This is a genomic window from Streptomyces sp. NPDC058335, assembly GCF_042723915.1.
Lineage (GTDB): Bacteria > Actinomycetota > Actinomycetes > Streptomycetales > Streptomycetaceae > Streptomyces.
Genome location: NZ_JBHXHX010000019.1, coordinates 92,380 through 113,583 on the forward strand (window position 1 = coordinate 92,380; position 21,204 = coordinate 113,583).

Sequence of the window (21,204 nt, forward strand, 5' to 3'; positions counted from 1 at the left end):
CGTGCTCAGTGGGCGTCGAGGGTGACCGTGAAGGAGAAACGGTCGCCCCGGTAGTGGATGACGGCCACGTCCAGCGGACGGCCGCCGCTGTCGTAGGTGACGCCCGTGTAGTGCAGGATCGGGCTCAGCAGCGGCACCGCGAGCAGCCGGGCGGTCTCCGGGTCCGCGAGGCGGGCCTCGACGGTGTCGGTGATCCGGCCGATGTCCGCGCCCACGACGTCCCGCAGCACCTTCGTCATCGGCCAGCGCACCAGGTCCTCCGGGTCGATCACCGCGGCGAGTTCCGGACGGACGTAGTTGCGGGCGTGGTTGGTCGGCTCGCCGGTCTTCTCGTCGCCGCGCAGCCGGTGGTACGTCGCCACCTCCGCCAGGTCGGGGAAGTACTCGGCGACCTCGGCCGGGACCTCCGCCCCGCCGTGCGAGAGCAGCTCCGTCACCATGCCCGACTGCTGGGCCACGATCGCGTCGACCGAGCCCAGCAGGCGTACCGGGGCGCCCCGCTGGGCCGTCGGCTCGATGAACGTGCCGCGGCGGCGGTGCCGGGTGATCAGCCCCTCGTCCTCCAGCTCCTTGAGCGCCTGCCGCATGGTCAGCACGCTCACCCCGTAGTGCCCGGCCAACTGCTCCTCGGTGGGCAGCCGCAGGGGGTCCCGGGGGGAGCGGCCGAGTATCGAGGCGCGCAGCGACTGCGACACCTGGTACCAGAGCGGCAGCTTGCGGTTCAGGACGATCGAGTCCGGCGCGAAGGAGGTCACGGGGCCATCCGTACCTGTCGGCAATCCTCAGTGCAAGGGGCGGAAGTGGCGTTCGAGGCCCGACCACACGTCGTCGTAGCCCTGTTGCAGCCGGTCCGAGCCGGCCGCCTGCGGGGTGAGGATGACCGGCCACCGCGTCTCGAACATGAACGCCAGCCCGTCGTCGACCTTGTGCGGCACCAGCTCGGCGGCGCTCGCCCGGTCGAAGGTCTCCCGGTCCGGGCCGTGCGCCGACATCATGTTGTGCAGCGAACCGCCGCCGGGCACGAATCCTTCCGCCTTGGCGTCGTAGGCCCCCTCGATCAGGCCCATGTACTCGCTCATCACGTTCCGGTGGAAGTACGGCGGCCGGAAGGTGTCCTCGCCCACCAGCCAGCGCGGCGCGAAGACCACGAAGTCCACGCCGGCCAGACCGGGGGTGTCGGACGGGGACGTCAGCACCGTGAAGATCGACGGGTCCGGGTGGTCGTACGAGATCGAGCCGATGACGTTGAAGCGGCGCAGGTCGTAGACGTACGGGACGTGGTTGCCGTGCCAGGCGACGACATCGAGCGGTGAGTGGTCGTAGGTGGCCGTCCAGAGGTTGCCGCAGTACTTGTTCACCACCTCGACCGGGCCCGGCGTGGTCTCGTCGTCCTCGTACGCGGCGACGGGCGCGCGGAAGTCGCGCGGGTTGGCCAGCCCGTTGGCGCCGATGGGGCCGAGGTCGGGCAGGCGGAAGGGGGCGCCGTAGTTCTCGCACACATAGCCGCGGGCCGTCCCGTCGAGCAGTTCCACCCGGAAGCGGACCCCGCGCGGGATCAGGGCCACGTGGCCCGGCTCGGCGTGCAGCAGGCCGAACTCCGTGCGCAGCAGCAGTCCACCGCGCTCCGGGACGATCAGCAGCTCTCCGTCCGCGTCGCTGAACACCCGGTCCATGGAGGCGTCGGCGTGGTACAGGTGCACGGCCATGCCGGCGCGCCGGGTCGCGTCGCCGTTGCCGCCCAGTGTCCACAGGCCCTGGAGGAAGTCCGTCCCCGGCGCGGGGTCGGGGAGGGGGTTCCAGCGCAGCCGGTTGGGGTCCGGGACGGTGTCCGTGAAGGGGGCGGTGCGCAGGGTGCCGTTGTCCGCGCGGGCGAACGCCGGGTGCGCCGCCGAGGGGCGGATGCGGTACAGCCACGAGCGGCGGTTGTGGGTGCGCGGCTCGGTGAAGGCGGAGCCGCTGAGCTGCTCCGCGTACAGGCCGAGGGGGGCGCGCTGCGGCGAGTTGCGTCCCTCGGGCAGGGCGCCGGGCACGGCCTCCGAGGCGTGCTCGTTGCCGAATCCCGTGAGGTAGGTCAGTCCCTCCGCCGTCTTGCGTGCGTCCCCGCTGTTCATACGTGCTCCCTCGACCGGTGATTCCTCTGCTTCACCGTAGGATTGCGGTTTCCCGGACGCAAGAGGTACGCGGGTCCTCCTCTCGGAGGACGATCACCGATGGCGGGAACCAGACCCCAGGGGGATCCCGGTGTCGTACCGGTGTTCTACGCTCGCGAGCATGTCGTGGAGTCGTCGAATCCTGCCCGCACTCGCGGCCTGTGTCCTGTTGGTGACCGGATCCGCGGGCTGTGGATCCGATGACGCGCCCGCGCCGACGGGGCAGCAGAGCGCGATCTCGCCCTCGTCCGTCGGCAAGGTGCTCGACGACACGGACGACGACGGGCGGCACTACCGGGAGGTCGAGGAGAAGGGTGCTCCGCAGGTCGCCCTGGAGGTGGAGCCCGACGCCGAGGGCGGCTGGGACGTGCGTCTGAATCTGCGCGACTTCCGGTTCTCGCCGTCCGGCGCCGAGGCACGGGCGGTCACCGGCCGGGGCATCGCCCGGCTCTTCGCCGACGGCCGGCCCCTCGCCGACCTCCGCGACACCTCGTACCGCATCCCCGAGGGCTACCTCGCGCACGGCACCCACCAGGTCACCGCCAGGCTGTACGCGGACGACGGCACGGTGTGGGCCGTCGACGGGAAGCCGGTGGAGAGCACGGCCGACATCACCGCCTCGGATCCGGAGCCGGAGCCGGAGTCGGAGTCCGGGCCGGTGGGCGATTCGGGCTCGTCGTCCCCTTCCGCACTGAGTGCGCCGGGCGCCTTTCCCCGTACCGAGGGGCAAGGTTCACCGGACCGCGGCGGAAAGGCATCATGAAGCCCGTGCCCCACGCGACCTCGCTCCGTCGCGCGCCCGTGCAACGGCGCAGCGCCGAACGGCTGACCAGAATCCTCGACGCCTGCGCCGACCTCCTCGACGAGGTCGGCTACGACGCCCTGAGCACCCGTGCCGTCGCCCAGCGCGCCGGCGTCCCCATCGGGTCCGTCTACCGCTTCTTCGGCAACAAGAAGCAGATGGCCGACGCGCTGGCCCAGCGCAACCTGGAGCGGTACGCCGAGCGCGTCACCGAGCGGCTCAAGGACGCGCGGCCGGGAGACTGGCGGGCCGCCATGGACGCCGTCCTCGACGAGTACCTGGCCATGAAGCGCACCGCGCCCGGCTTCTCCCTCGTCGACTTCGGCAACCAGATCCCGGTCGGCTCGCGCGCCGAACCCAACCACCGCGTCGCCGACCGTCTCACCGACCTCCTCTCCGACTATCTCGGACGCAGCCCCGACGAGGACCTGCGGCGTATCTTCCTGATCGCCGTGGAGACCGCGGACACCCTCGTCCACCTGGCCTTCCGGATGGCGCCCGACGGCGATCCGAAGGTGATCGAGGAGACGCGGGAGCTGCTGCGGGCGTATCTGGGACGCGTGCTGGACTGAGGCGTCCGGCGATCCGTCGGGCCAGGGCCCTCCCCTGCATGCGTACCGGTCGGTATGCTCGCGGACGAGAGCGCCATCGCCGCCGCCTTCCCTGGAGGACCCGTGTCCCGCACCGCCCTGCGAATCTGTCCCCTGTGCGAGGCCACCTGCGGGCTGACCCTGACCATCGAGGGAACCCGGGTCACCGGCGCCCGCGGCGACCGCGACGACGTGTTCAGCAACGGGTTCATCTGCCCCAAGGGCGCCTCCTTCGGTGCCGTCGACGGCGACCCCGACCGGCTGCGGACGCCCCTCGTCCGCCGGGACGGCGAACTGCGCGAGGCCACCTGGACGGAGGCCTTCGACGCCGTGGCGGCCGGCATCCGCCCGGTCGTCGAGCGCCACGGCCCGCACGCGGTCGGCATGGTCCTCGGCAACCCCAACGTGCACACCATGGCCGGCGCCCTCTACCCGCCGGTGCTGCTCGCCGGACTCGGCACCCGCAGCCTCTTCACCGCCTCCACGGTCGACCAGATGCCCAAACACGTCTCCAGTGGACTCCTCTTCGGCGACGCCAACGCCATCCCCGTGCCCGACCTGGACCACACCGACCACCTGCTCCTCATCGGCGCCAACCCCCTGGAGTCCAACGGGAGTCTGTGCACCGCCCCCGACTTCCCCGGCAAGCTGAAGGCGCTCAGGTCCCGCGGCGGCACCCTCACCGTCGTCGACCCGCGGCGCACCCGCACCGCCAAGCTCGCCGACCGGCACATCGCGATCCGGCCCGGCACCGACGCCCTGCTGCTCGCGGCGATGGCGCAGGTGCTGTTCGAGGAAGGGCTCGTGGAGCTGGGGGAGTTGAGCCCCCATGTGCAGGGCGTCGACGAACTGCGCGACGCCCTACGGGACTTCACCCCGGAGTCGGTGGCGGCCGCCTGCGACGTGGACGCCGTGCTCGTCCGCACCCTCGCCCGCGAACTCGCCGCCGCCCCCACCGCCGCCGTCTACGGCCGCATCGGCAGCTGCACCGTCCCCCACGGCACCCTGGCGAGCTGGCTCGTCGACGTCCTCAACATCCTCACCGGCAACCTCGACCGGCCCGGCGGTGCCCTCTTCCCGCAGGCCGCCACCGACCGGACACCCCGGCCCGCCGGTCCCGGCCGGGGCTTCGCCCTCGGGCGCTGGCACTCCCGCGTGAGCCGGCACCCCGAGGCCAAGGGCGAGCTGCCGCTCTCCGCGCTCGCCGAGGAGATCGACACCGCGACGGACGAGGGCACGCCGGTCCGGGCGCTGATAGCCGTGGCCGCCAACCCGGTGCTCTCCGCGCCCGACGGCGACCGGCTCGACAAGGCGCTCGACTCGCTCGACTTCATGGTCAGCGTCGACCCGTACCTCAACGAGACCTCACGCAACGCCGACGTCGTCCTGCCGCCGCCCCCGCCCTCCCAGAGCCCGCACCACGACTTCGCGTTCAACACCCTGGCCGTCCGCAACCAGGTCCGCTACACCCGCCCCGCCGTCCCCCTTGAGCCCGGCAGGATGGCCGAGACCGAGATCCTCGCCCGGCTGACCCTGGCCGTCACCGGGATGCACGGCGCCGACCCCTCCGCCGTCGACGACCTGGTCATCGGCCAGACCCTCGGCAAGGCGGTCGAGGACCCGCACTCACCCGTGCACGGCCGGGACCCCGAGCAGCTTGCCGCACAGCTCGCCGGCGAGAGCGGCCCCGAGCGCCGGCTCGACCTGATGCTGCGCCTCGGCCCCTACGGCGACGGCTTCGGCGTACGCCCCCAAGGGCTGGGCCTGGAGCGGCTGCTCGCGCATCCGCACGGCATCGACCTCGGACCGCTGCGGCCGCGCCTGCCGCAGCCGCTGAAGACCCGCAGCGGGAAGATCGAGCTGCTGCCCCAGCCGATCGCCGACGACCTCCCGCGACTGCGGCGGGCGGCGGCCGAGCGCCCGGCCGGCCTCGTCCTCGTCGGACGCCGGCACCTGCGGTCCAACAACAGCTGGATGCACAACGTCCCCGCCCTCACCGGCGGCACCAACCGCTGCACCGTGCAGGTCCATCCCGAGGACGCCGAACGGCTCGGGCTGCGCGACGGGGAGCCGGTGCGGGTCAAGGGCGCCGGGGGAGAGGTGACCGCCCCCGCCGAGGTGACCGACGGCGTGCGCCGGGGCGTCGTCAGCATCCCGCACGGCTGGGGCCACGACCGCCCCGGCACCCGGCTGAGCCACGCCTCCGCCGACCCCGGCGTCAACGTCAACCAGCTCCTCGACGGCAGCCTGCTCGACCCGCTGTCCGGCAACGCCGTCCTCAACGGTGTGCCCGTCGAACTCAGCCCACTGGGCTGACCAGGAGTTTTGCGCTTATTGCTCGCACGTCAACGTCTTGTTAACACCGTTTGAACGGTCCTAACGTCAACGCACCGCCGACCCTCAGGTGGGATGTTCAAGGGCGAACGTTAGGTATCCATTCATGCTGACCATCCTCGGCTTCGCCATGATCGCGACCTTCTTGGTCCTGATCATGCTGAAGAAGATGTCGCCGATCGCGGCGCTCGTCTTGATCCCGGCACTGTTCTGCGTCTTCGTCGGGAAGGGCGCCCAGCTCGGGGACTACGTCCTCGACGGCGTCACCAGCCTCGCCCCCACCGCGGCGATGCTCATGTTCGCGATCGTCTACTTCGGTGTGATGATCGACGTCGGCCTGTTCGACCCGATCGTGCGGGCCATCCTGAAGTTCTGCAAGGCCGACCCGCTGCGCATCGTCGTCGGCACCGCGGTCCTCGCGGCGATCGTCTCGCTCGACGGCGACGGCTCCACCACCTTCATGATCACCGTCTCGGCGATGTACCCGCTGTACAAGCGCCTGAAGATGAGCCTGGTCGTGATGACCGGTGTCGCCGCGATGGCCAACGGCGTGATGAACACGCTGCCCTGGGGCGGCCCGACCGCCCGCGCCGCCACCGCGCTGAAGCTCGACGCCAGCGACATCTTCATCCCGATGATCCCGGCCCTGGCCGTCGGCCTGCTGGGCGTCTTCACCCTCTCGTACGTCCTCGGCCGCCGAGAGCGCAAGCGGCTCGGTGTGCTGACGCTGGACGAGGTCCTGGTCGAGGAGAAGGAGACCGAGACCGAGACGGTGCTCGTGGGCGCCGGCACGGGTGGCGGTATCGGCAGCGGTATCGGCAAGAAGGCTGCACCCACGGGCGGTTCGGGTTCCGGCACCGACGCCGACGAGCCTGCTGCCAAGGAGCACGAGGAGCCCGAGGAGCCCGAGGAGCCCGAGGACGACGAGCGCCTCGCCGGACTCGACCCGAACCGCACCACCCTGCGCCCCAAGCTCTACTGGTTCAACGCGCTCCTCACGGTCACGCTGCTCACCGCCATGATCATGGAGTGGCTGCCGATCCCGGTGCTGTTCCTGCTCGGCGCCGCCCTCGCGCTCACCGTCAACTTCCCGCACATGCCGGACCAGAAGGCCCGCCTCGGCGCACACGCCGAGAACGTCCTCAACGTCGCCGGCATGGTCTTCGCCGCCGCCGTCTTCACCGGCGTCCTGACCGGCACCGGCATGGTCGACAACATGGCCAACTGGCTGGTGGACAACATCCCCGACGGCATGGGCCCGCACATGGCCTTCGTCACCGGTGTGCTGAGCATCCCGCTCACCTACTTCATGTCGAACGACGGCTTCTACTTCGGCGTCCTGCCCGTTCTCGCCGAGGCCGGCCAGGCCCACGGGGTGTCCTCGCTGGAGATCGCCCGCGCCTCCCTGGTGGGCCAGCCCCTGCACATGTCGAGCCCGCTCGTCCCCGCCGTCTACGTCCTCGTCGGCATGGCCAAGGTCGAGTTCGGCGACCACACCCGGTTCGTCGTGAAGTGGGCCGCCCTGACCAGCCTGGTGATCCTCGCGGCGGGAATGCTGTTCGGGATCATCTGACCCGCGTGATCCGATCCGTACGCTCTCCCCGGAGGACAACACCATGAGGCCCGGTGGGAACCGCGGCTGGCTGCTCCGCCTCGTCATCGCCTTCGGCTTCGCGCAGGGGGCGGTGTCGATGGCCCGGCCCGCCGTCTCCTACCGGGCCCTCGCGCTGGGCGCGGACGAGCGGGCGATCGGCGTCATCGCCGGCGTGTACGCCCTGCTCCCGCTCTTCGCCGCCGTCCCGCTGGGGCGCCGTACCGACCACGGCCGGTGCGCGCCTCTGCTGCCCTTCGGCGTGGTCCTGATATCCGGCGGCTGCGCGCTGAGCGGCGTCGCCGGCTCCCTGTGGTCGATGGCCCTGTGGAGCGGCGTCATGGGCCTCGGCCATCTCTGCTTCGTCATCGGCGCCCAGTCGCTCGTCGCCCGTCAGTCCGCGCCGCACGAACAGGACCGCAACTTCGGCCACTTCACGATCGGCGCGTCCCTCGGCCAACTGGTCGGCCCGATCGCCGCGGGCACCCTCATCGGCGGCTCCGACATGGCCGGGAGCAGCGCGCTGGCCCTCGTCGTCGCCGGCGCGGTCGCCGCGGTCGCGTTCACCTCCCTGTGGCGCATCGAACACCGCGACACGTCCGCCAAGTCCCGTACGGCGCACGCTGACCGCGTCCCCGTCGTACGCATCCTGCGCGCCCGGGGCGTGCCCGCGGGCATCCTCGTCAGCCTCTCCGTGCTGTCCGCGACCGACATCCTCACCGCCTACCTGCCGGTGGTCGGCGAGCACCGTGGCATCACGCCGACCGTGATCGGCCTGCTGCTCAGTCTGCGGGCCGCGGCCACCATCGCCTGCCGCCTGGTCCTCACGCCCCTGCTGCGGCTGCTCGGGCGGACCGCGTTGCTCACCGTGACCTGCCTGCTGGCGGCCCTGCTGTGCGCCGGGATGGCGGTGCCGGTGCCCGTGTGGGCGCTGGCGGTGATGCTCGCGGCGCTCGGCTTCTGCCTCGGGGTCGGGCAGCCGCTGTCCATGACCACCGTCGTCCAGGCCGCGCCCGACGGCGCTCGCTCCACGGCCCTCGCGCTGCGGCTGACCGGCAACCGCCTCGGCCAGGTCGCCGCGCCGGCCGCCGCGGGCCTGATCGCCGGCGTCGCGGGCGTGGCGGCGCCGTTCGTGATGCTGGGCGGGCTGTTGCTGCTTTCGGCGGCCGGTTCCCTGCGCGCGACGGCGTCGCACGGCGCTCCGGAAGCCGGGACCGTTCCCGGAGGTGGGCGGGCTCGCGCCGGGTTGCGCCGGTCGGGCGACAACTGACGGCGCGTCGGGGGCCGGTCCGACGGAGAGCGGACCGGATGTGAAAGAGAGTCAGGTGAAAGCGCGATTTGTATGAAAATCGTCTGACTCGGAGGAACATCCATGCCCACCCTGACGCTCCCGCCCGCCGTCGGCACCCGCCTCGGCGTCACGGCCCTCGCGGCACTCACCGCAGCAGGGGCCACCTGGATCGCGGCACCGACCGCCGCGGCCGCTCCCGGAGACGGGGCCGACATCAGGATCCACAACGAGCGCGTGCCCTACGGCGTCTCGAAGGACGACCCCGAGGTCTGCCGGTTCTACCTGGACGCCGCCAACTTCGGCGACGTGACCAGCGTCGCGTACACCATCCAGGCCCAGCCTCCACTGCCCACCGCCGCCACCGTGACGGGCACCATCACCCTCGCCGGCGGAGCCGGACACACCGACACGCTGGGACTGGCCGACGGTCAGTACCGGCTCACATGGACCGTCGTGGGCGGCACGGGGCCCAGGGAGAAGGTCTTCCGCGTCGACTGCCACGGCGAGAAGGGCAAGCACGACAGGGCTGAGGGCCCCAGCAGCCCGATCGAGGACCACGGCCAGGGCGCGGGCAGCCACGACGGCGGCCCGAAGGGCGGTGTCCACGCCGGTGGCGGCGGTCTCGTCGACACGATGCAGGCCTACACCCCGCTCAGCGCGGCCGCGGGCGTGGTGCTGGTGGTCGTCGGCGCAGCCGCGTACCTGCGGCTGATCCGCCGCCGTTCCCATGGTGCCGCGTAGGCGCCGACGCAGGCCCTGGTACCGGACCCGCGCCTATCGCCTCACCAGGACGGCCGCGATCGTGGCCGTCCTGGTGACGGTCGGCGTCAGGTGCGACGGGCCGGACGAGTCGATCGTCGCGGCCCGCGCCGGACCGCCGGCGCCCGACCGGAGGCCGGCCACCTCGCCCACCCCGGTGGCCTCGGCCCCCCGGGCCACTCCGGCGACCCCGGCCCGCCGGGACTCCGCGAGCGACGGACGGCCCCGGCCGACCGGGCGGTCACCGTCGGCCCGCCCCAGGGCCACGCCCGCGATCAGTTCCAAGGCCACGCCCGCGATCAGTTCCAGGGCCAAGCCCGCGATCAGTTCCGGGGCCACGCCCGCGATCAGTTCCAGGGCCACGCCCGCGAACAGTTCCAGGGCCACGCCCAGGATCAGCCCCAGGGCCAAGACCAAGCCCAAGGCCACGCCCAAGACCGCGCCCCGGCCACTGCCCCGGTCCCGGGCGACCACCCTGCGCGTGCCCTCGCTGGGGATCGAAGCGCCGGTCATCGGGCTGCGGGTCGGCCGCGACCGGGAACTCGAAACCCCGCCGCTCGACAAGCCGAAGCTCGTGGGCTGGTACCGGGACGGACCCACACCCGGCGAGCGGGGCACGGCCATCGCCGTCGGCCATCGTGACACCAGGACCGGTCCCGCGGTCTTCGCCGCCCTCGCGGAGGTGGCTCCCGGCAGCCGCATCGAGGCCCGGCGCGCCGACGGCCGTACCGCCGTCTACACCGTCGACCGCGTCAAGGTGTTCGACAAGGACCGCTTCCCGGACAAGGAGGTGTACGGGCCGCGCAAGCGTCCCGAGCTGCGGCTGCTCACGTGCGGTGGCCTCTTCGACCGCAGAACGGGATACAGCAGCAACGTCGTCGTCTTCGCCCATCTGACCGCGACCCGCTGATCCGGCACCGGAGCCGTCTCCGGCCCACCGCACCGGCGGTCCGCCGTCACCCTCGGCGGACCGCCGGTCCGATTCGGGCACGGGGCTTCCCCGGGGTGCGCACAGTCCGTTAACTTCCGTGACTCACGGCCCCGTACTCGTGCGGGACTTCGCGGAGCACCCGCGTCCTGGTGAGACTCTGGGGACCCCTGTCATGACACGCGCCATCTCCCTGCACGACGTGAGCAAGGTCTACTACGCCAGCAGCGCCCGCGTGGTGGACCGGCTGTCGCTGGACATCGCGCCCGGCGAGTTCCTCGTCCTGCTCGGGCCCTCCGGCTGCGGCAAGTCCACCGTGCTGCGGATGATCGCCGGGCTGGAACAGATCACGGACGGGCAGTTGCTGCTCGACGGCGAGTACGCCAACGACCTGCCGCCGTCCGGCCGGGACATCGCGATGGTCTTCCAGAACTTCGCCCTCTACCCGACCATGACGGGGCGCGACAACATCGGATTCCCGCTGCGCATCGAGGCCCCGAGAACCGACCCGAGCCCTCGCGTGGACGCCACCGCACGGATGCTCGGCATCGAGGACCTCCTCGACCGCTACCCCGGCCAGCTCTCCGGCGGGGAGCGCCAGCGTGTCGCCATGGGCCGGGCCATCGCCCGTCACCCGTCCGCCTTCCTGATGGACGAACCGCTGTCCAACCTGGACGCCAAGCTCCGTAACCGATTGCGCGCCGAAATAGCCTCGCTGACCCGGAAGCTGGGCGTGACCACGGTGTACGTCACGCACGACCAGGCCGAGGCCATGTCGCTCGGCGACCGGGTCGCGGTCCTGCGCGGCGGTGTCCTCCAGCAGGTCGACACGCCCCGCTCGGTCTACGCCCTGCCCCGTAACGTCTTCGTAGCCGCTTTCATCGGCACTCCCCGCATCAACCTGCTGCGTGGCGTGGTGCGTGCCCCGCTCGACGGGGCGATGACGATCAGTCTCGGCAAGCAGGCCCTGCGGCTGCCCGAACCGCTCTCCCTGGACCACAAGTTGCTGCGGGTGCAGCAGGGCCGCGAGGTGATCGTCGGTCTGCGCTCCGAGGCCGTCCGCATCGGCGGCCTCGCCGAGGCACGTCCCGGCGAGACCCACATCACCGGCCTGGTGGAGCACGTCGAGTTCCAGGGGCACGAGGTGCTCGTGCACTTCAACACCGGCTCGCGCCCCGCCGTCGTACCGGACCTGGAGGCGCCGCGTCCGCAGGCCCGGCCGACCCGGCGGCGCAGGCGGGAGACCAGGGTGCTGGGCCGGCTGCGGGCGCGGGCGGGCAGCCTGCGGGCCGGGCCTGTCGTGGTGCTGGACGAGCCCGCGGAACAGCCGCCCGCGGTGGCCTCCCCGGACGGCCGTCAGCCCGGCGACCTGGTGGTGCGGACCACCCCCGACTTCGACCTGCGGTACGGCATGCACGTCCCGCTCCTCGTCGACATCGCCCACCTGTTCGTCTTCGACCAGCACGGCGAACGGATCTCCCCGGCCCCGGACCGGCTGCCGGACCTCGACGAGTGACGCCCGCGGCTGTCGTGCCCGAGCGGGGCGCCGTCGGCGGACGCCCCTGGTGCCGGGAAACTATCGGCGCTAGTTTAGGGCGCGGACGACGATGACCGCCCCGGAGGGAACCCGATGAAGGCACACGACGGCATCTACCTCGACGGCGCCTGGCGCCCCGCCGCCGGCCGGGACGTGATCGAGGTCGTCAATCCGGCGGACGAGCAGATCATCGGCCGGGTCCCGGCCGCCGGACCCGAGGACGTCGACGCGGCCGTACGGGCCGCCCGCGCCGCCCTCCCGGCCTGGGCGGCGACGCCGCCCGCCGAGCGCGCCGCGCGACTGACCGCCCTCCGCGACGTGCTGGCCGCCCGCAAGGACGAGATCGCCGAGACCGTCACCGCCGAACTCGGCTCACCGCCGCCCTTCTCCCAGGCGGTCCACGCGGCCGTCCCGATCGCGGTCGCCGGCTCCTACGCCGAACTGGCCGCCACCCACCCCTTCGAGGAGAAGGTCGGCAACTCGGTCGTCCACCACGAGCCGATCGGCGTGGTCGGCGCCATCACGCCCTGGAACTACCCGCTGCACCAGATCGTCGCCAAGGTCGCCCCGGCCCTCGCCGCCGGCTGCACGGTCGTGCTCAAGCCCGCCGAGGACACCCCGCTCGTCGCGCAGCTCTTCGCCGAGGCGGTCCACGAGGCCGGTCTCCCGGCCGGTGTCTTCAACCTCGTCACGGGCCTCGGCCCGGTCGCCGGGCAGGCCCTCGCCGAGCACCCCGGCGTCGACCTCGTCTCCTTCACCGGCTCCACCGCCGTGGGCAGGCAGGTCGCCGCGACGGCCGCGGCCGCGATCAAGAAGGTGGCCCTCGAACTCGGCGGCAAGTCCGCCAACGTCATCCTCCCCAGCGCCGACCTCGCCCGCGCGGTCAACGTCGGCGTCGCCAACGTGATGTCCAACTCCGGTCAGACGTGCAGCGCCTGGACCCGGATGCTGGTCCACCGCGACCGGTACGACGAGGCCGTGGAGCTGGCCGCGACCGCCGCCGCCAAGTACGGCGACCGCATCGGCCCCGTCGTCAACGCCAAGCAGCAGGCCCGGGTGCGCGGTTACATCGAGAAGGGCGTCGCCGAGGGCGCGCGCCTCGTGGCCGGAGGCACCGAAACCCCGCACGAGCGGGGCTGGTTCGTCAGCCCGACCGTCTTCGCCGACGTCACCCCGGAGATGACGATCGCCCAGGAGGAGATCTTCGGCCCCGTCCTGTCGATCCTGCGCTACGAGGACGAGGAGGACGCCCTGCGCATCGCCAACGGCACGGTCTACGGCCTGGCCGGAGCCGTCTGGGCCGGTGAGGAGGCGGAGGCGGTGGCCTTCGCCCGCCGGATGGACACCGGGCAGGTCGACATCAACGGCGGCCGCTTCAACCCCCTCGCCCCCTTCGGCGGTTACAAGCAGTCGGGCGTGGGCCGGGAACTCGGCGCGCACGGTCTCGCCGAGTACCTCCAGACCAAGTCCCTTCAGTTCTGAGGAGTTTCCCGTGGTCCGTGCCGCCGTCCTTCCCGCCGTGGGCGCCCCTCTGGAGATCACCGAGATCCAGCTGCCCGACCCCGGGCCCGGCCAGGTGCGCGTGCGGCTCGCCGCCGCCGGGGTCTGCCACTCCGATCTGTCCCTTTCCGACGGCACCATGCGCGTCCCCGTTCCGGCCGTCCTCGGCCACGAGGGCGCGGGCACGGTCGTATCCGTCGGCGAGGGCGTCACCGGTCTCGCGCCCGGTGCCGGTGTCGTCCTCAACTGGGCGCCGGCCTGCGGGAATTGTCACGCCTGCTCGCTCGGCGAGGTCTGGCTGTGCGCCAACGCGCTCAGCGGCTCCGCCGACGTGTACGCCCGTAGCGCCGACGGCACCGATCTCCACCCCGGGCTGAACGTCGCCGCGTTCGCCGAGGAGACCGTCGTCCCCGTCTCCTGCACCCTGCCGCTGCCCGACGGCATCCCGCTCACCGACGCGGCGCTCCTCGGCTGCGCGGTCCTCACCGGTTACGGCGCCGTCCACCACTCCGCCCAGGTCCGGCCCGGCGAGACGGTCGCCGTGTTCGGCGTCGGCGGGGTCGGCCTCTCGGCCCTCCAGGCGGCCCGGATCGCGGGCGCCTCGACGATCGTCGCCGTCGACGTCTCCCCGGAGAAGGAGGAGCTGGCCCGCGCGGCGGGCGCCACCGAGTACGTCGTCGCCTCCGAGAACACCGCCCGCCAGATCCGTGCCCTCACCGGCAAGCAGGGCGTCGACGTCGCCGTGGAGTGCGTGGGCCGCGCGGTCACCATCCGCACCGCCTGGGAGTCCACCCGCCGCGGCGGCCGCACCACGGTCGTCGGCATCGGCGGCAAGGACCAGAAGGTCACCTTCAACGCCCTCGAACTCTTCCACTGGGGCCGCACCCTCTCCGGCTGCGTCTACGGCAACTCCGACCCGGCCCGCGACCTTCCGGTCCTGGCCGAACACGTCCGCGCGGGCCGCCTGGACCTGGGCTCCCTGGTCACGGAACGTATCGCCCTGGAGGGCATCCCGGCGGCCTTCGACAACATGCTCGCGGGCAAGGGCGGCCGGGCCCTGATCGTCTTCTGACACCGGTCGCGGCACGGGGGCACCGGGCCGCACCGGGGCGCCCTCGGGCCGCGGCGCCGGTATTTGGGCTCACCCGGGCCGTGGCCTGCCCCATGGCTTCGGTGTCTCGGCCTGCTCGGGCTTCGGTTCGGTGGCCTGGGGTCTCGCTGTCCGGGTCCGGCGCGGGCGTCCCGGCGTCTTGGCCTGTCCGGCCGTGGCCCCGTCGCTCCGTGGGCGTCTCGGCTGCCTCGGGGGGGGCGACCCCGTCACTTCGGTGCCTCGGCCTCCTTGTGCCGAGGCTCCGACTCCTCCGCCGGCTCCGCCGTCGCGGACCTCCCGGCCCCCGCCCGTGACCGGGACACCGCCACCCCCGCCAGGCACAGCGCCCCGCCCGCCAGCGTGAGCACGCCCGGCACCTCGCCGAGCGCCAGCCAGGACATCAGCACGACCAGCGACGGCACGGCGTACGTCGTCGCGCCCATCCGGCCGGCCGTCGTCCGGGCCAGTGCGTACGCCCAGGTGGTGAAGGCGAGCGCGGTCGGGAAGACGCCCAGGTAGACCATGTTGAGGGTGGCCGACACCGGCGCGTCGGCGGCGTCGCCGATCAACTGCCCGGCGAACGGCAGGCACATCACCGCGCCCACCAGGCAGCCGAACGTCGTCACCTGCAAGGCACTGGCCCGCCCCAGCGCCGGCTTCTGCGCCACGACACCACCGGCGTACGCGACGGCGGCCAGCAGGCACAGCACCACCCCGAGCAGTGAGGAACCGCCCCCGCCCGACATCGACAGCCCGACCGTCACCGCGCCCGCGAACGACACCGCCATCCCGGCCAGCAGCCGCGGCGGCAGCCGGTCGCCGAGGAACCGCGCGCCGAGCAGGGCGATGAGCAGCGGCCCGATGTTCACGACCAGGGCCGCGGTCCCCGCGTCCACCTCCTGCTCGCCCCAGTTCAGCGCCACCATGTAGAAGCCGAACCACAGCACCCCCGAGACCGCGATCCCGCGCCAGGCGGACCGGGGCGGCAGCCCTTCCCGCCGTACGAGACAGATCACGCCCAGGGTCAGGGCCCCGGCCAGCAGCCGGCCGAGGGCCAGCGCGCCGGGGGAGTACGCGGCGCCGGCACTGCGGATCGACACGAACGCGGAGGCCCACAGCACGACGGTGACCGACGCCGCACCGGCGGCGAGCAGTTCCGTACGGCGCTCCGGGCGACGGGCGGTGTTCATCATGCTCCTCAGGCTAGGAAGTCGAAGGGCGGGGAGGCTGGCGGCTCTCGGACGGGAGTTTCCCGGCGGGCGGCTCACCGCAGGGCCGCGCCGTCGATGCCGAGCAGCTCGCCCAGCGCCCGCTCGCCCGTCGCCGTCACCCGTACCGCCCGCTCGGAGCCGATGCGCTCGCACCAGCCCGTGTCGAGGGCGTGCCGGCACAGGGCGGCGCCCGCGACCCCGGCGAGATGCGGCCGCCGCTCGGTCCAGTCCAGACAGGCGCGGGCCAGCGGACGGCGGCCCGCGCGGTCCAGGGCGATGCCGACGCCGGCGAACCAGCCGAGCCCCGCGTCCGTGAGCGCGAACCCGGTGTCCTGGACGAGCAGCCCGCGCGCGGTCAGGGCGTCGGTGACGGCGATTCCGAGCCGCCCGGCGAGATGGTCGTAGCAGGTCCGGCCGCGTGCCATCGCGGACCCGGCGCTCGACGCCCGCAGGGTCCGGGGCCGTACCGCGTCGGCGGGGGCGACCTGGGCGGCCAGGTCCTCCACGAGCTGGGCGACCCGCGCGTCGGCGAGCCGCACGTACCGGTGGCGGCCCTGCCGTTCCTCGGTGAGCATCCCGCCGGCGACGAGTTTGCCGAGGTGTTCGCTCAGCGTCGAGGCGGCGACACCGGCGTGCCGGGCCAGCTCGCCCGCGGTCCAGGCCCGGCCGTCCAGCAGCGCCAGCAGACACGCCGCGCGTGTCTCGTCCGCGATCAGAGCGGCCAGCCGGGCCAGCAGCGCGGCGCGGGGATCCCTCGTGGTCATGGCTCCCAGCATGCGACACGGACGGTTCGGCGGGCGCCGAAACGTCCGCGCGCCGACCATCCCGTCCTACGCGGTGCGCCTCAGCTGCTCGTACTGCTGCGCCAGCCCGTCCAGCAGCGCCGCGAGGCCGGTCTCGAAGGCCCGGTCGTCGACCTTCTCCTGCTGGTCGGCGAGGAGATGGGCCTGCCCGAGGTGCGGATAGTCGGCCGGGTCGTAGGCGCTCCGGTCGTCCACGAAACCCCCGGCGAACGAGCCGAGCGCGGAGCCCATGATGAAGTACCGCATCAGCGCGCCGATCGAGGTGGCCTGCGCGGGCGGCCAGCCCGCCTCCACCATCGCGCCGTAGACCGCGTCCGCGAGCCGCAGCGCGGCCGGGCGGCGGCCGGGGCCGCGGGCGAGGACCGGGACGATGTTCGGATGGTCGCGCAGGGCGGCCCGGTAGGAGACCGCCCAGTCGTGCAGCGCGGTCCGCCACGGCCGGCCGTCCTCGAACATCGACAGGTCGACCTGGGCGCTCACCGAGTCGGCGACCGCCTCCAGGATCTCGTCCTTCGTGCGGAAGTGGTTGTACAGGGAGGGCCCGCTGACCCCGAGTTCGGCGGCGAGCCGCCGGGTGGAGAGCGCCGCGAGGCCCTCCGCGTCCACGAGCGCGCGGGCCGTCGCGACGATGCGGTCGATGCTCAGCAAGGGCTTGCGCGGTCGGGCCATGGCGCACATAGTAGGGCTGCGACCAGGAAACTAGCAGTGCTAATTTAAACCGGATTCAATTCTCTGTGGGGTGACGCGCCATGCATCTGGGACTCAGCGAGGAGCAGGAAGCCGTACGGCGGCTGGCCCGGGACTTCGTCGACCGCGAGATCACCCCGCACGCCGTCGCCTGGGACCGCGCCGAGGAGGTCGACCGGTCCCTCGTGAAGAAGCTCGGCGAGGTCGGCTTCCTGGGCCTGACGATCGACGAGGAGTACGGCGGCTCCGGCGGGGACCATCTCGCGTACTGCCTGGTCACGGAGGAGCTGGGCCGCGGCGACTCCTCCGTGCGCGGCATCGTCTCCGTCTCCCTCGGCCTGGTCGCCAAGACGATCGCGGCCTGGGGGGACGAGGAGCAGAAGCGGCGCTGGCTGCCGGGGCTGACCTCCGGCGCGTACCTCGGCTGCTTCGGCCTCACCGAGCCCGGCACCGGCTCCGACGCCGGGAACCTCACCACCCGCGCGGTCCGCGACGGCGACGAGTACGTCATCAGCGGCACGAAGATGTTCATCACCAACGGCACCTGGGCCGACGTCGTGCTGCTCTTCGCCCGCTCCACGGACGCCCCAGGCCACAAGGGTGTCTCCGCCTTCCTCGTCCCCACCAGCACCCCCGGACTGACCCGCCGCACCCTCCACGGCAAGCTCGGCCTGCGCGGCCAGGCCACCGCCGAACTGGTGCTGGAGGACGTCCGGGTGCCCGCGTCCGCGCTGCTCGGAGCGGAGGGCAAGGGGTTCTCCGTCGCGATGTCGGCCCTGGCCAAGGGCCGGATGTCGGTCGCGGCGGGCTGCGTCGGGATAGCCCAGGCCGCTCTGGACGCGGCCGTGCGGTACGCGGGGGAGCGCGAGCAGTTCGGCAGGACCATCGCCCACCACCAGCTCGTCCAGGAACTGATCAGCGACATCGCGGTCGACGTGGACGCCGCCCGCCTGCTGACCTGGCGGGTCGCGGACCTCGTCGACCGCGGGCTGCCCTTCGCCGTCGAGTCCTCCAAGGCCAAGCTCTTCGCCTCGGAGGCGGCCGTCCGCGCCGCCAACAACGCCCTCCAGGTCTACGGCGGCTACGGCTACATCGACGAGTACCCGGCGGGCAAGCTGCTGCGCGACGCACGCGTGATGACCCTGTACGAGGGCACGAGCCAGATCCAGAAACTCGTCATCGGGCGCGCGCTCACGGGAGTTTCGGCGTTCTGAGTACGTCCTGAGTAGCCGGACGGATGTGGCGCGGGCCTACCTGACGGACCCTTCTCCCATGAGTGAGACACCGGTCAAGCAGAACACCGCCGCCTTCTACGGTCAGGCGGTCGCGTCCTTCGCCGTCGCCATGGCGGCGACCGCCATCGGCATCTACCGGCTGGACGCCGACTCCTGGGTGCGCGCCTTCCTCGGCATCGCCGTCCTCTACCTCGTCACCTCCGCCTTCACCCTGGCCAAGGTGATCAGGGACCGGCAGGACGCCACGGCCCGGGTGTACAGCCCCTTCGAGAAGCTCTGAGAACCCGTCCGGAAGTTCCCAGCCGGAAAGTCCTGAACGGGCACCCTAAGCGGGCGCTCACCTTCGGCGGTATGGTGGTGCTCCGGGTACCGAGAGGGGCGAACGAGCGATGAGTACGGCGGAGGAGACGGCCGGCGGCGAGATCGAGCCGTGGGAAGAGGTCACCCCTGACGCGGCCCGGCGACTGCTCGTCGCCGCCGTGGAGGCCTTCGCCGAGCGCGGGTACCACGCGACGACGACCCGCGACATCGCGGGCCGCGCGGGGATGAGCCCGGCCGCTCTCTACATCCACTACAAGACCAAGGAAGAGCTGCTCCACCGCATCAGCCGGATCGGCCACGACCGCGCGCTGGACATCCTGCGCACGGCCGCGCGCACCGAGGGCAGTGCGACGGACCGGCTCGCGGAGGCCGTCAGCTCCTTCGTCCGCTGGCACGCGGGCAGGCGCACCACCGCACGGGTCGTCCAGTACGAGCTGGACGCCCTCGGACCCGAAGCCCGCGCCGAGATCCTCGCGCTGCGCCGCCAGGTCGACGGCGAGGTGCGCGGCATCATCGAGGAGGGCGTGGCGAGCGGCGAGTTCGACGTGATCGACGTGCACGGGACGACCCTCGCGGTGCTGTCCCTGTGCATCGACGTGGCCCGCTGGTTCAACGTGGGCGGCCCGCGCACCCCCGACGAGGTCGGCGCGCTGTACGCCGACCTCGTACTGCGGATGGTGGGCGCGGCGAAGTAGCCGTGCCGCGGCCTGCCGCTCAGAGGTAGTAGCGGGACACCGACTCCGCCACGCACACCGGCTTGTCCCCGCCCTCGCGCTCCACGGTGAACGCGACGGTGACCTGGACGCCGCCGGGAACGTCGTCGACGGCGGAGATGGCCGCGGTGGCGCGCAGCCGCGAGCCGACCGGGACGGGCGCGGGGAAACGGACCTTGTTCGACCCGTAGTTGACGCCCATCTTCACGCCCTCGACCGCGATCAGCTGGGGACCGAACAGCGGCAGCAGCGACAGGGTCAGATAGCCGTGCGCGATGGTGGTCCCGAACGGGCCCGAGGCCGCGCGCTCCGGATCGACATGGATCCACTGGTGGTCACCGGTGGCCTCGGCGAACAGATCGATCCGCTTCTGGTCGACCTCCAGCCAGTCGGTGTATCCCAGCTGCTCGCCCACCGCCGCCTTCAGCTCGTCGGGGGACGTGAAGATCCTCGGCTCTGCCATGTCTGCGGCCTTTCTCGCGCTCACGGAATGTCTAAGCGACTGCTTAGCATGGTGGGTGCGGTGGGTCATGTCAACGGACTCGGGGGTCCGGCGGAATGGGTAGGCTCCGAGGGGTGCCGAAGATTCCAGAGACGATCCACGAACTCACCGTCGGCCAGGTCGCCGCCCGCAGCGGCGCCGCCGTCTCCGCCCTGCACTTCTACGAGTCCAAGGGCCTGATCAGCAGTCGGCGCACGGTCGGCAACCAGCGCCGCTACACCCGTGACACACTCCGCCGGGTCGCCTTCGTCCGCGCCGCGCAGCGCGTCGGCATCCCGCTGGCCACGATCCGCGAGGCCCTCGCCGAACTCCCCGAGGAACGCACCCCGACCCGCGAGGACTGGGCCCGCCTCTCGGAGACCTGGCGAGTCGAACTCGACGAACGCATCAAGCAGCTCAACCGCCTGCGCGACCACCTCACCGACTGCATCGGCTGCGGCTGCCTCTCGCTCGACTCCTGCATCCTGTCCAACCCGAACGACACCTCGGGCGACCGGATCGTAGGCTCCCGCCTCCTACCGGAACGAAAGCCCCGGACCACTCCCCCCGCAGAGAGCGACCGCTGCGCCTGACACGACCCCGGCCACCCACCACCTGCCCGGCCGACGGCCACCTGCCCGGCGTGCGGCCACCTGCCGGGCCTGCGGTCACCTGCTCGGCCTGCGTCGACTTGCCCGGCGTGCGGCCGCCCGCCGGGCCTGCGGTCACCTGCGGGCCCGGGGGCCACCTGCCGCCGTCTCCGCCCACGCGCCCGGCCTGCGGCCGCCCGCGGGGCCTGCCGTCACCTGCGGGGCCTGCCGTCACCTGCGGGGCCTGCCGTCACCTGCGGGGCCTGCGGCCGCCCGCTGGGCCTGGGGCCACCTGCCGGGCTTGCGGCCGCCCGCCGCCGTCTGCGGCCACCTGCCCGGCCTGCGGCCACCCGCCGGGCCTGCCGTCACCTGCGGGGCCTGCGGCCGCCCGCTGGGTCTGGGGCCACCTGCCCGGCCTGGGGCCACCTCCGGGCCTGCGGCCACCCGCCCGGCCTGCGTCCACCTGCCTGGCCTACGGCCGCAGGCCACGCGCCCGGCTTGCGGCCGCCCGCCGCCGTCTGCGGCCACCTGCCCGGCCTGCGGCCACCCGCCGGGCCTGCCGTCACCTGCGGGGCCTGCGGCCGCCCGCTG

The 21,204-nt window shown here is 72.7% G+C and carries 20 protein-coding genes; 14 read left to right on the forward strand and 6 right to left on the reverse strand.

Features of this window, described 5'->3' with window-relative positions:
• Window positions 1-5: 5 nt before the first annotated feature.
• Window positions 6-755, reverse strand: coding sequence for a GntR family transcriptional regulator (locus tag ACFWJX_RS31470; RefSeq protein WP_383249720.1), 750 nt, complete (start codon window positions 753-755; stop codon window positions 6-8).
• Window positions 756-782: 27 nt separating this feature from the next.
• A complete protein-coding gene (gene hmgA / locus ACFWJX_RS31475; protein WP_383249721.1) occupies window positions 783-2,111 on the reverse strand; it encodes a homogentisate 1,2-dioxygenase in 1,329 nt (442 codons plus the stop codon).
• 160 nt (window positions 2,112-2,271) lie between these two features.
• Here hmgA and ACFWJX_RS31480 point away from each other — a divergent pair, with 160 nt between their 5' ends.
• The 10 genes from ACFWJX_RS31480 (at window position 2,272) to ACFWJX_RS31525 (ending at window position 14,554) form a co-directional block, all read left to right on the forward strand.
• Complete coding sequence (locus tag ACFWJX_RS31480) at window positions 2,272-2,913, forward strand: hypothetical protein (RefSeq protein ID WP_383249722.1); 642 nt, start codon at window positions 2,272-2,274, stop codon at window positions 2,911-2,913.
• On the forward strand, window positions 2,910-3,524 hold the full coding sequence (locus ACFWJX_RS31485; protein WP_383249723.1) for a TetR family transcriptional regulator: 615 nt from the start codon (window positions 2,910-2,912) through the stop codon (window positions 3,522-3,524). The genes ACFWJX_RS31480 and ACFWJX_RS31485 overlap by 4 nt, the downstream gene beginning before the upstream one ends.
• A gap of 102 nt (window positions 3,525-3,626) precedes the next feature.
• The gene (locus ACFWJX_RS31490) at window positions 3,627-5,858 is read left to right on the forward strand and encodes a molybdopterin oxidoreductase family protein (protein WP_383249724.1); all 2,232 of its coding nucleotides are present in this window, start codon (window positions 3,627-3,629) and stop codon (window positions 5,856-5,858) included.
• A 124-nt stretch (window positions 5,859-5,982) separates the two neighbouring features.
• Window positions 5,983-7,449 carry a CitMHS family transporter gene (locus ACFWJX_RS31495; protein WP_383249725.1) on the forward strand — a complete coding sequence of 489 codons (1,467 nt, stop codon included), beginning with the start codon at window positions 5,983-5,985 and terminating at the stop codon, window positions 7,447-7,449.
• Between the two features lie 43 nt (window positions 7,450-7,492).
• A complete protein-coding gene (locus ACFWJX_RS31500; RefSeq protein ID WP_383249726.1) occupies window positions 7,493-8,737 on the forward strand; it encodes an MFS transporter in 1,245 nt (414 codons plus the stop codon).
• Window positions 8,738-8,839: 102 nt separating this feature from the next.
• Entirely contained in the window at window positions 8,840-9,499 is a 660-nt protein-coding gene (locus ACFWJX_RS31505) for a hypothetical protein (RefSeq protein ID WP_383249727.1), read from the forward strand.
• Between the two features lie 292 nt (window positions 9,500-9,791).
• The gene (locus ACFWJX_RS31510; protein WP_383249785.1) at window positions 9,792-10,427 is read left to right on the forward strand and encodes a class F sortase; all 636 of its coding nucleotides are present in this window, start codon (window positions 9,792-9,794) and stop codon (window positions 10,425-10,427) included.
• A gap of 193 nt (window positions 10,428-10,620) precedes the next feature.
• Window positions 10,621-11,961, forward strand: coding sequence for an ABC transporter ATP-binding protein (locus tag ACFWJX_RS31515; protein ID WP_383249728.1), 1,341 nt, complete (start codon window positions 10,621-10,623; stop codon window positions 11,959-11,961).
• A gap of 114 nt (window positions 11,962-12,075) precedes the next feature.
• Entirely contained in the window at window positions 12,076-13,464 is a 1,389-nt protein-coding gene (locus ACFWJX_RS31520) for an aldehyde dehydrogenase family protein (protein WP_383249729.1), read from the forward strand.
• A gap of 10 nt (window positions 13,465-13,474) precedes the next feature.
• Window positions 13,475-14,554 (forward strand): Zn-dependent alcohol dehydrogenase, encoded by a 1,080-nt coding sequence (locus ACFWJX_RS31525; protein WP_383249730.1) that lies wholly within the window; start codon window positions 13,475-13,477, stop codon window positions 14,552-14,554.
• A gap of 245 nt (window positions 14,555-14,799) precedes the next feature.
• Here ACFWJX_RS31525 and ACFWJX_RS31530 read toward each other — a convergent pair whose 3' ends face one another.
• The 3 genes from ACFWJX_RS31530 to ACFWJX_RS31540 all read right to left on the reverse strand — a co-directional run bounded on the left by ACFWJX_RS31530 (window position 14,800) and on the right by ACFWJX_RS31540 (window position 17,255).
• Entirely contained in the window at window positions 14,800-15,765 is a 966-nt protein-coding gene (locus ACFWJX_RS31530) for a DMT family transporter (protein ID WP_383249731.1), read from the reverse strand.
• 71 nt (window positions 15,766-15,836) lie between these two features.
• Window positions 15,837-16,559 carry an ArsR/SmtB family transcription factor gene (locus tag ACFWJX_RS31535; RefSeq protein WP_383249732.1) on the reverse strand — a complete coding sequence of 241 codons (723 nt, stop codon included), beginning with the start codon at window positions 16,557-16,559 and terminating at the stop codon, window positions 15,837-15,839.
• 54 nt (window positions 16,560-16,613) lie between these two features.
• On the reverse strand, window positions 16,614-17,255 hold the full coding sequence (locus ACFWJX_RS31540; RefSeq protein ID WP_383249733.1) for a TetR/AcrR family transcriptional regulator: 642 nt from the start codon (window positions 17,253-17,255) through the stop codon (window positions 16,614-16,616).
• 80 nt (window positions 17,256-17,335) lie between these two features.
• Between ACFWJX_RS31540 and ACFWJX_RS31545 the strand changes: the two genes are divergently transcribed.
• The 3 genes from ACFWJX_RS31545 (at window position 17,336) to ACFWJX_RS31555 (ending at window position 19,524) form a co-directional block, all read left to right on the forward strand.
• A complete protein-coding gene (locus tag ACFWJX_RS31545; protein ID WP_383249734.1) occupies window positions 17,336-18,487 on the forward strand; it encodes an acyl-CoA dehydrogenase family protein in 1,152 nt (383 codons plus the stop codon).
• A 58-nt stretch (window positions 18,488-18,545) separates the two neighbouring features.
• On the forward strand, window positions 18,546-18,788 hold the full coding sequence (locus tag ACFWJX_RS31550; RefSeq protein WP_252553397.1) for a YiaA/YiaB family inner membrane protein: 243 nt from the start codon (window positions 18,546-18,548) through the stop codon (window positions 18,786-18,788).
• 109 nt (window positions 18,789-18,897) lie between these two features.
• Window positions 18,898-19,524 (forward strand): TetR/AcrR family transcriptional regulator, encoded by a 627-nt coding sequence (locus ACFWJX_RS31555; RefSeq protein ID WP_383249735.1) that lies wholly within the window; start codon window positions 18,898-18,900, stop codon window positions 19,522-19,524.
• Between the two features lie 19 nt (window positions 19,525-19,543).
• Here ACFWJX_RS31555 and ACFWJX_RS31560 read toward each other — a convergent pair whose 3' ends face one another.
• Window positions 19,544-20,005, reverse strand: a complete 462-nt coding sequence (locus tag ACFWJX_RS31560) for a MaoC family dehydratase (RefSeq protein WP_383249736.1) — start codon at window positions 20,003-20,005, stop codon at window positions 19,544-19,546.
• Between the two features lie 113 nt (window positions 20,006-20,118).
• Between ACFWJX_RS31560 and soxR the strand changes: the two genes are divergently transcribed.
• A complete protein-coding gene (gene soxR, locus ACFWJX_RS31565) occupies window positions 20,119-20,616 on the forward strand; it encodes a redox-sensitive transcriptional activator SoxR (RefSeq protein WP_383249737.1) in 498 nt (165 codons plus the stop codon).
• The last annotated feature ends 588 nt before the right edge of the window (window positions 20,617-21,204 follow it).

Coding starts and splice junctions, on each gene's coding strand:
- ACFWJX_RS31520 (WP_383249729.1), top strand. CDS start 12,076: ATGAAGGCACACGACGGCATCTACCTCGACGGCGCCTGGCGCCCCGCC.
- ACFWJX_RS31485 (WP_383249723.1), top strand. CDS start 2,910: ATGAAGCCCGTGCCCCACGCGACCTCGCTCCGTCGCGCGCCCGTGCAA.
- ACFWJX_RS31530 (WP_383249731.1), bottom strand. CDS start 15,765: ATGATGAACACCGCCCGTCGCCCGGAGCGCCGTACGGAACTGCTCGCC.
- ACFWJX_RS31495 (WP_383249725.1), top strand. CDS start 5,983: ATGCTGACCATCCTCGGCTTCGCCATGATCGCGACCTTCTTGGTCCTG.
- ACFWJX_RS31515 (WP_383249728.1), top strand. CDS start 10,621: ATGACACGCGCCATCTCCCTGCACGACGTGAGCAAGGTCTACTACGCC.
- ACFWJX_RS31555 (WP_383249735.1), top strand. CDS start 18,898: ATGAGTACGGCGGAGGAGACGGCCGGCGGCGAGATCGAGCCGTGGGAA.
- ACFWJX_RS31535 (WP_383249732.1), bottom strand. CDS start 16,559: ATGCTGGGAGCCATGACCACGAGGGATCCCCGCGCCGCGCTGCTGGCC.
- hmgA (WP_383249721.1), bottom strand. CDS start 2,111: ATGAACAGCGGGGACGCACGCAAGACGGCGGAGGGACTGACCTACCTC.
- ACFWJX_RS31550 (WP_252553397.1), top strand. CDS start 18,546: ATGAGTGAGACACCGGTCAAGCAGAACACCGCCGCCTTCTACGGTCAG.
- ACFWJX_RS31505 (WP_383249727.1), top strand. CDS start 8,840: ATGCCCACCCTGACGCTCCCGCCCGCCGTCGGCACCCGCCTCGGCGTC.
- ACFWJX_RS31540 (WP_383249733.1), bottom strand. CDS start 17,255: ATGGCCCGACCGCGCAAGCCCTTGCTGAGCATCGACCGCATCGTCGCG.
- ACFWJX_RS31500 (WP_383249726.1), top strand. CDS start 7,493: ATGAGGCCCGGTGGGAACCGCGGCTGGCTGCTCCGCCTCGTCATCGCC.
- ACFWJX_RS31560 (WP_383249736.1), bottom strand. CDS start 20,005: ATGGCAGAGCCGAGGATCTTCACGTCCCCCGACGAGCTGAAGGCGGCG.
- ACFWJX_RS31545 (WP_383249734.1), top strand. CDS start 17,336: ATGCATCTGGGACTCAGCGAGGAGCAGGAAGCCGTACGGCGGCTGGCC.
- ACFWJX_RS31480 (WP_383249722.1), top strand. CDS start 2,272: ATGTCGTGGAGTCGTCGAATCCTGCCCGCACTCGCGGCCTGTGTCCTG.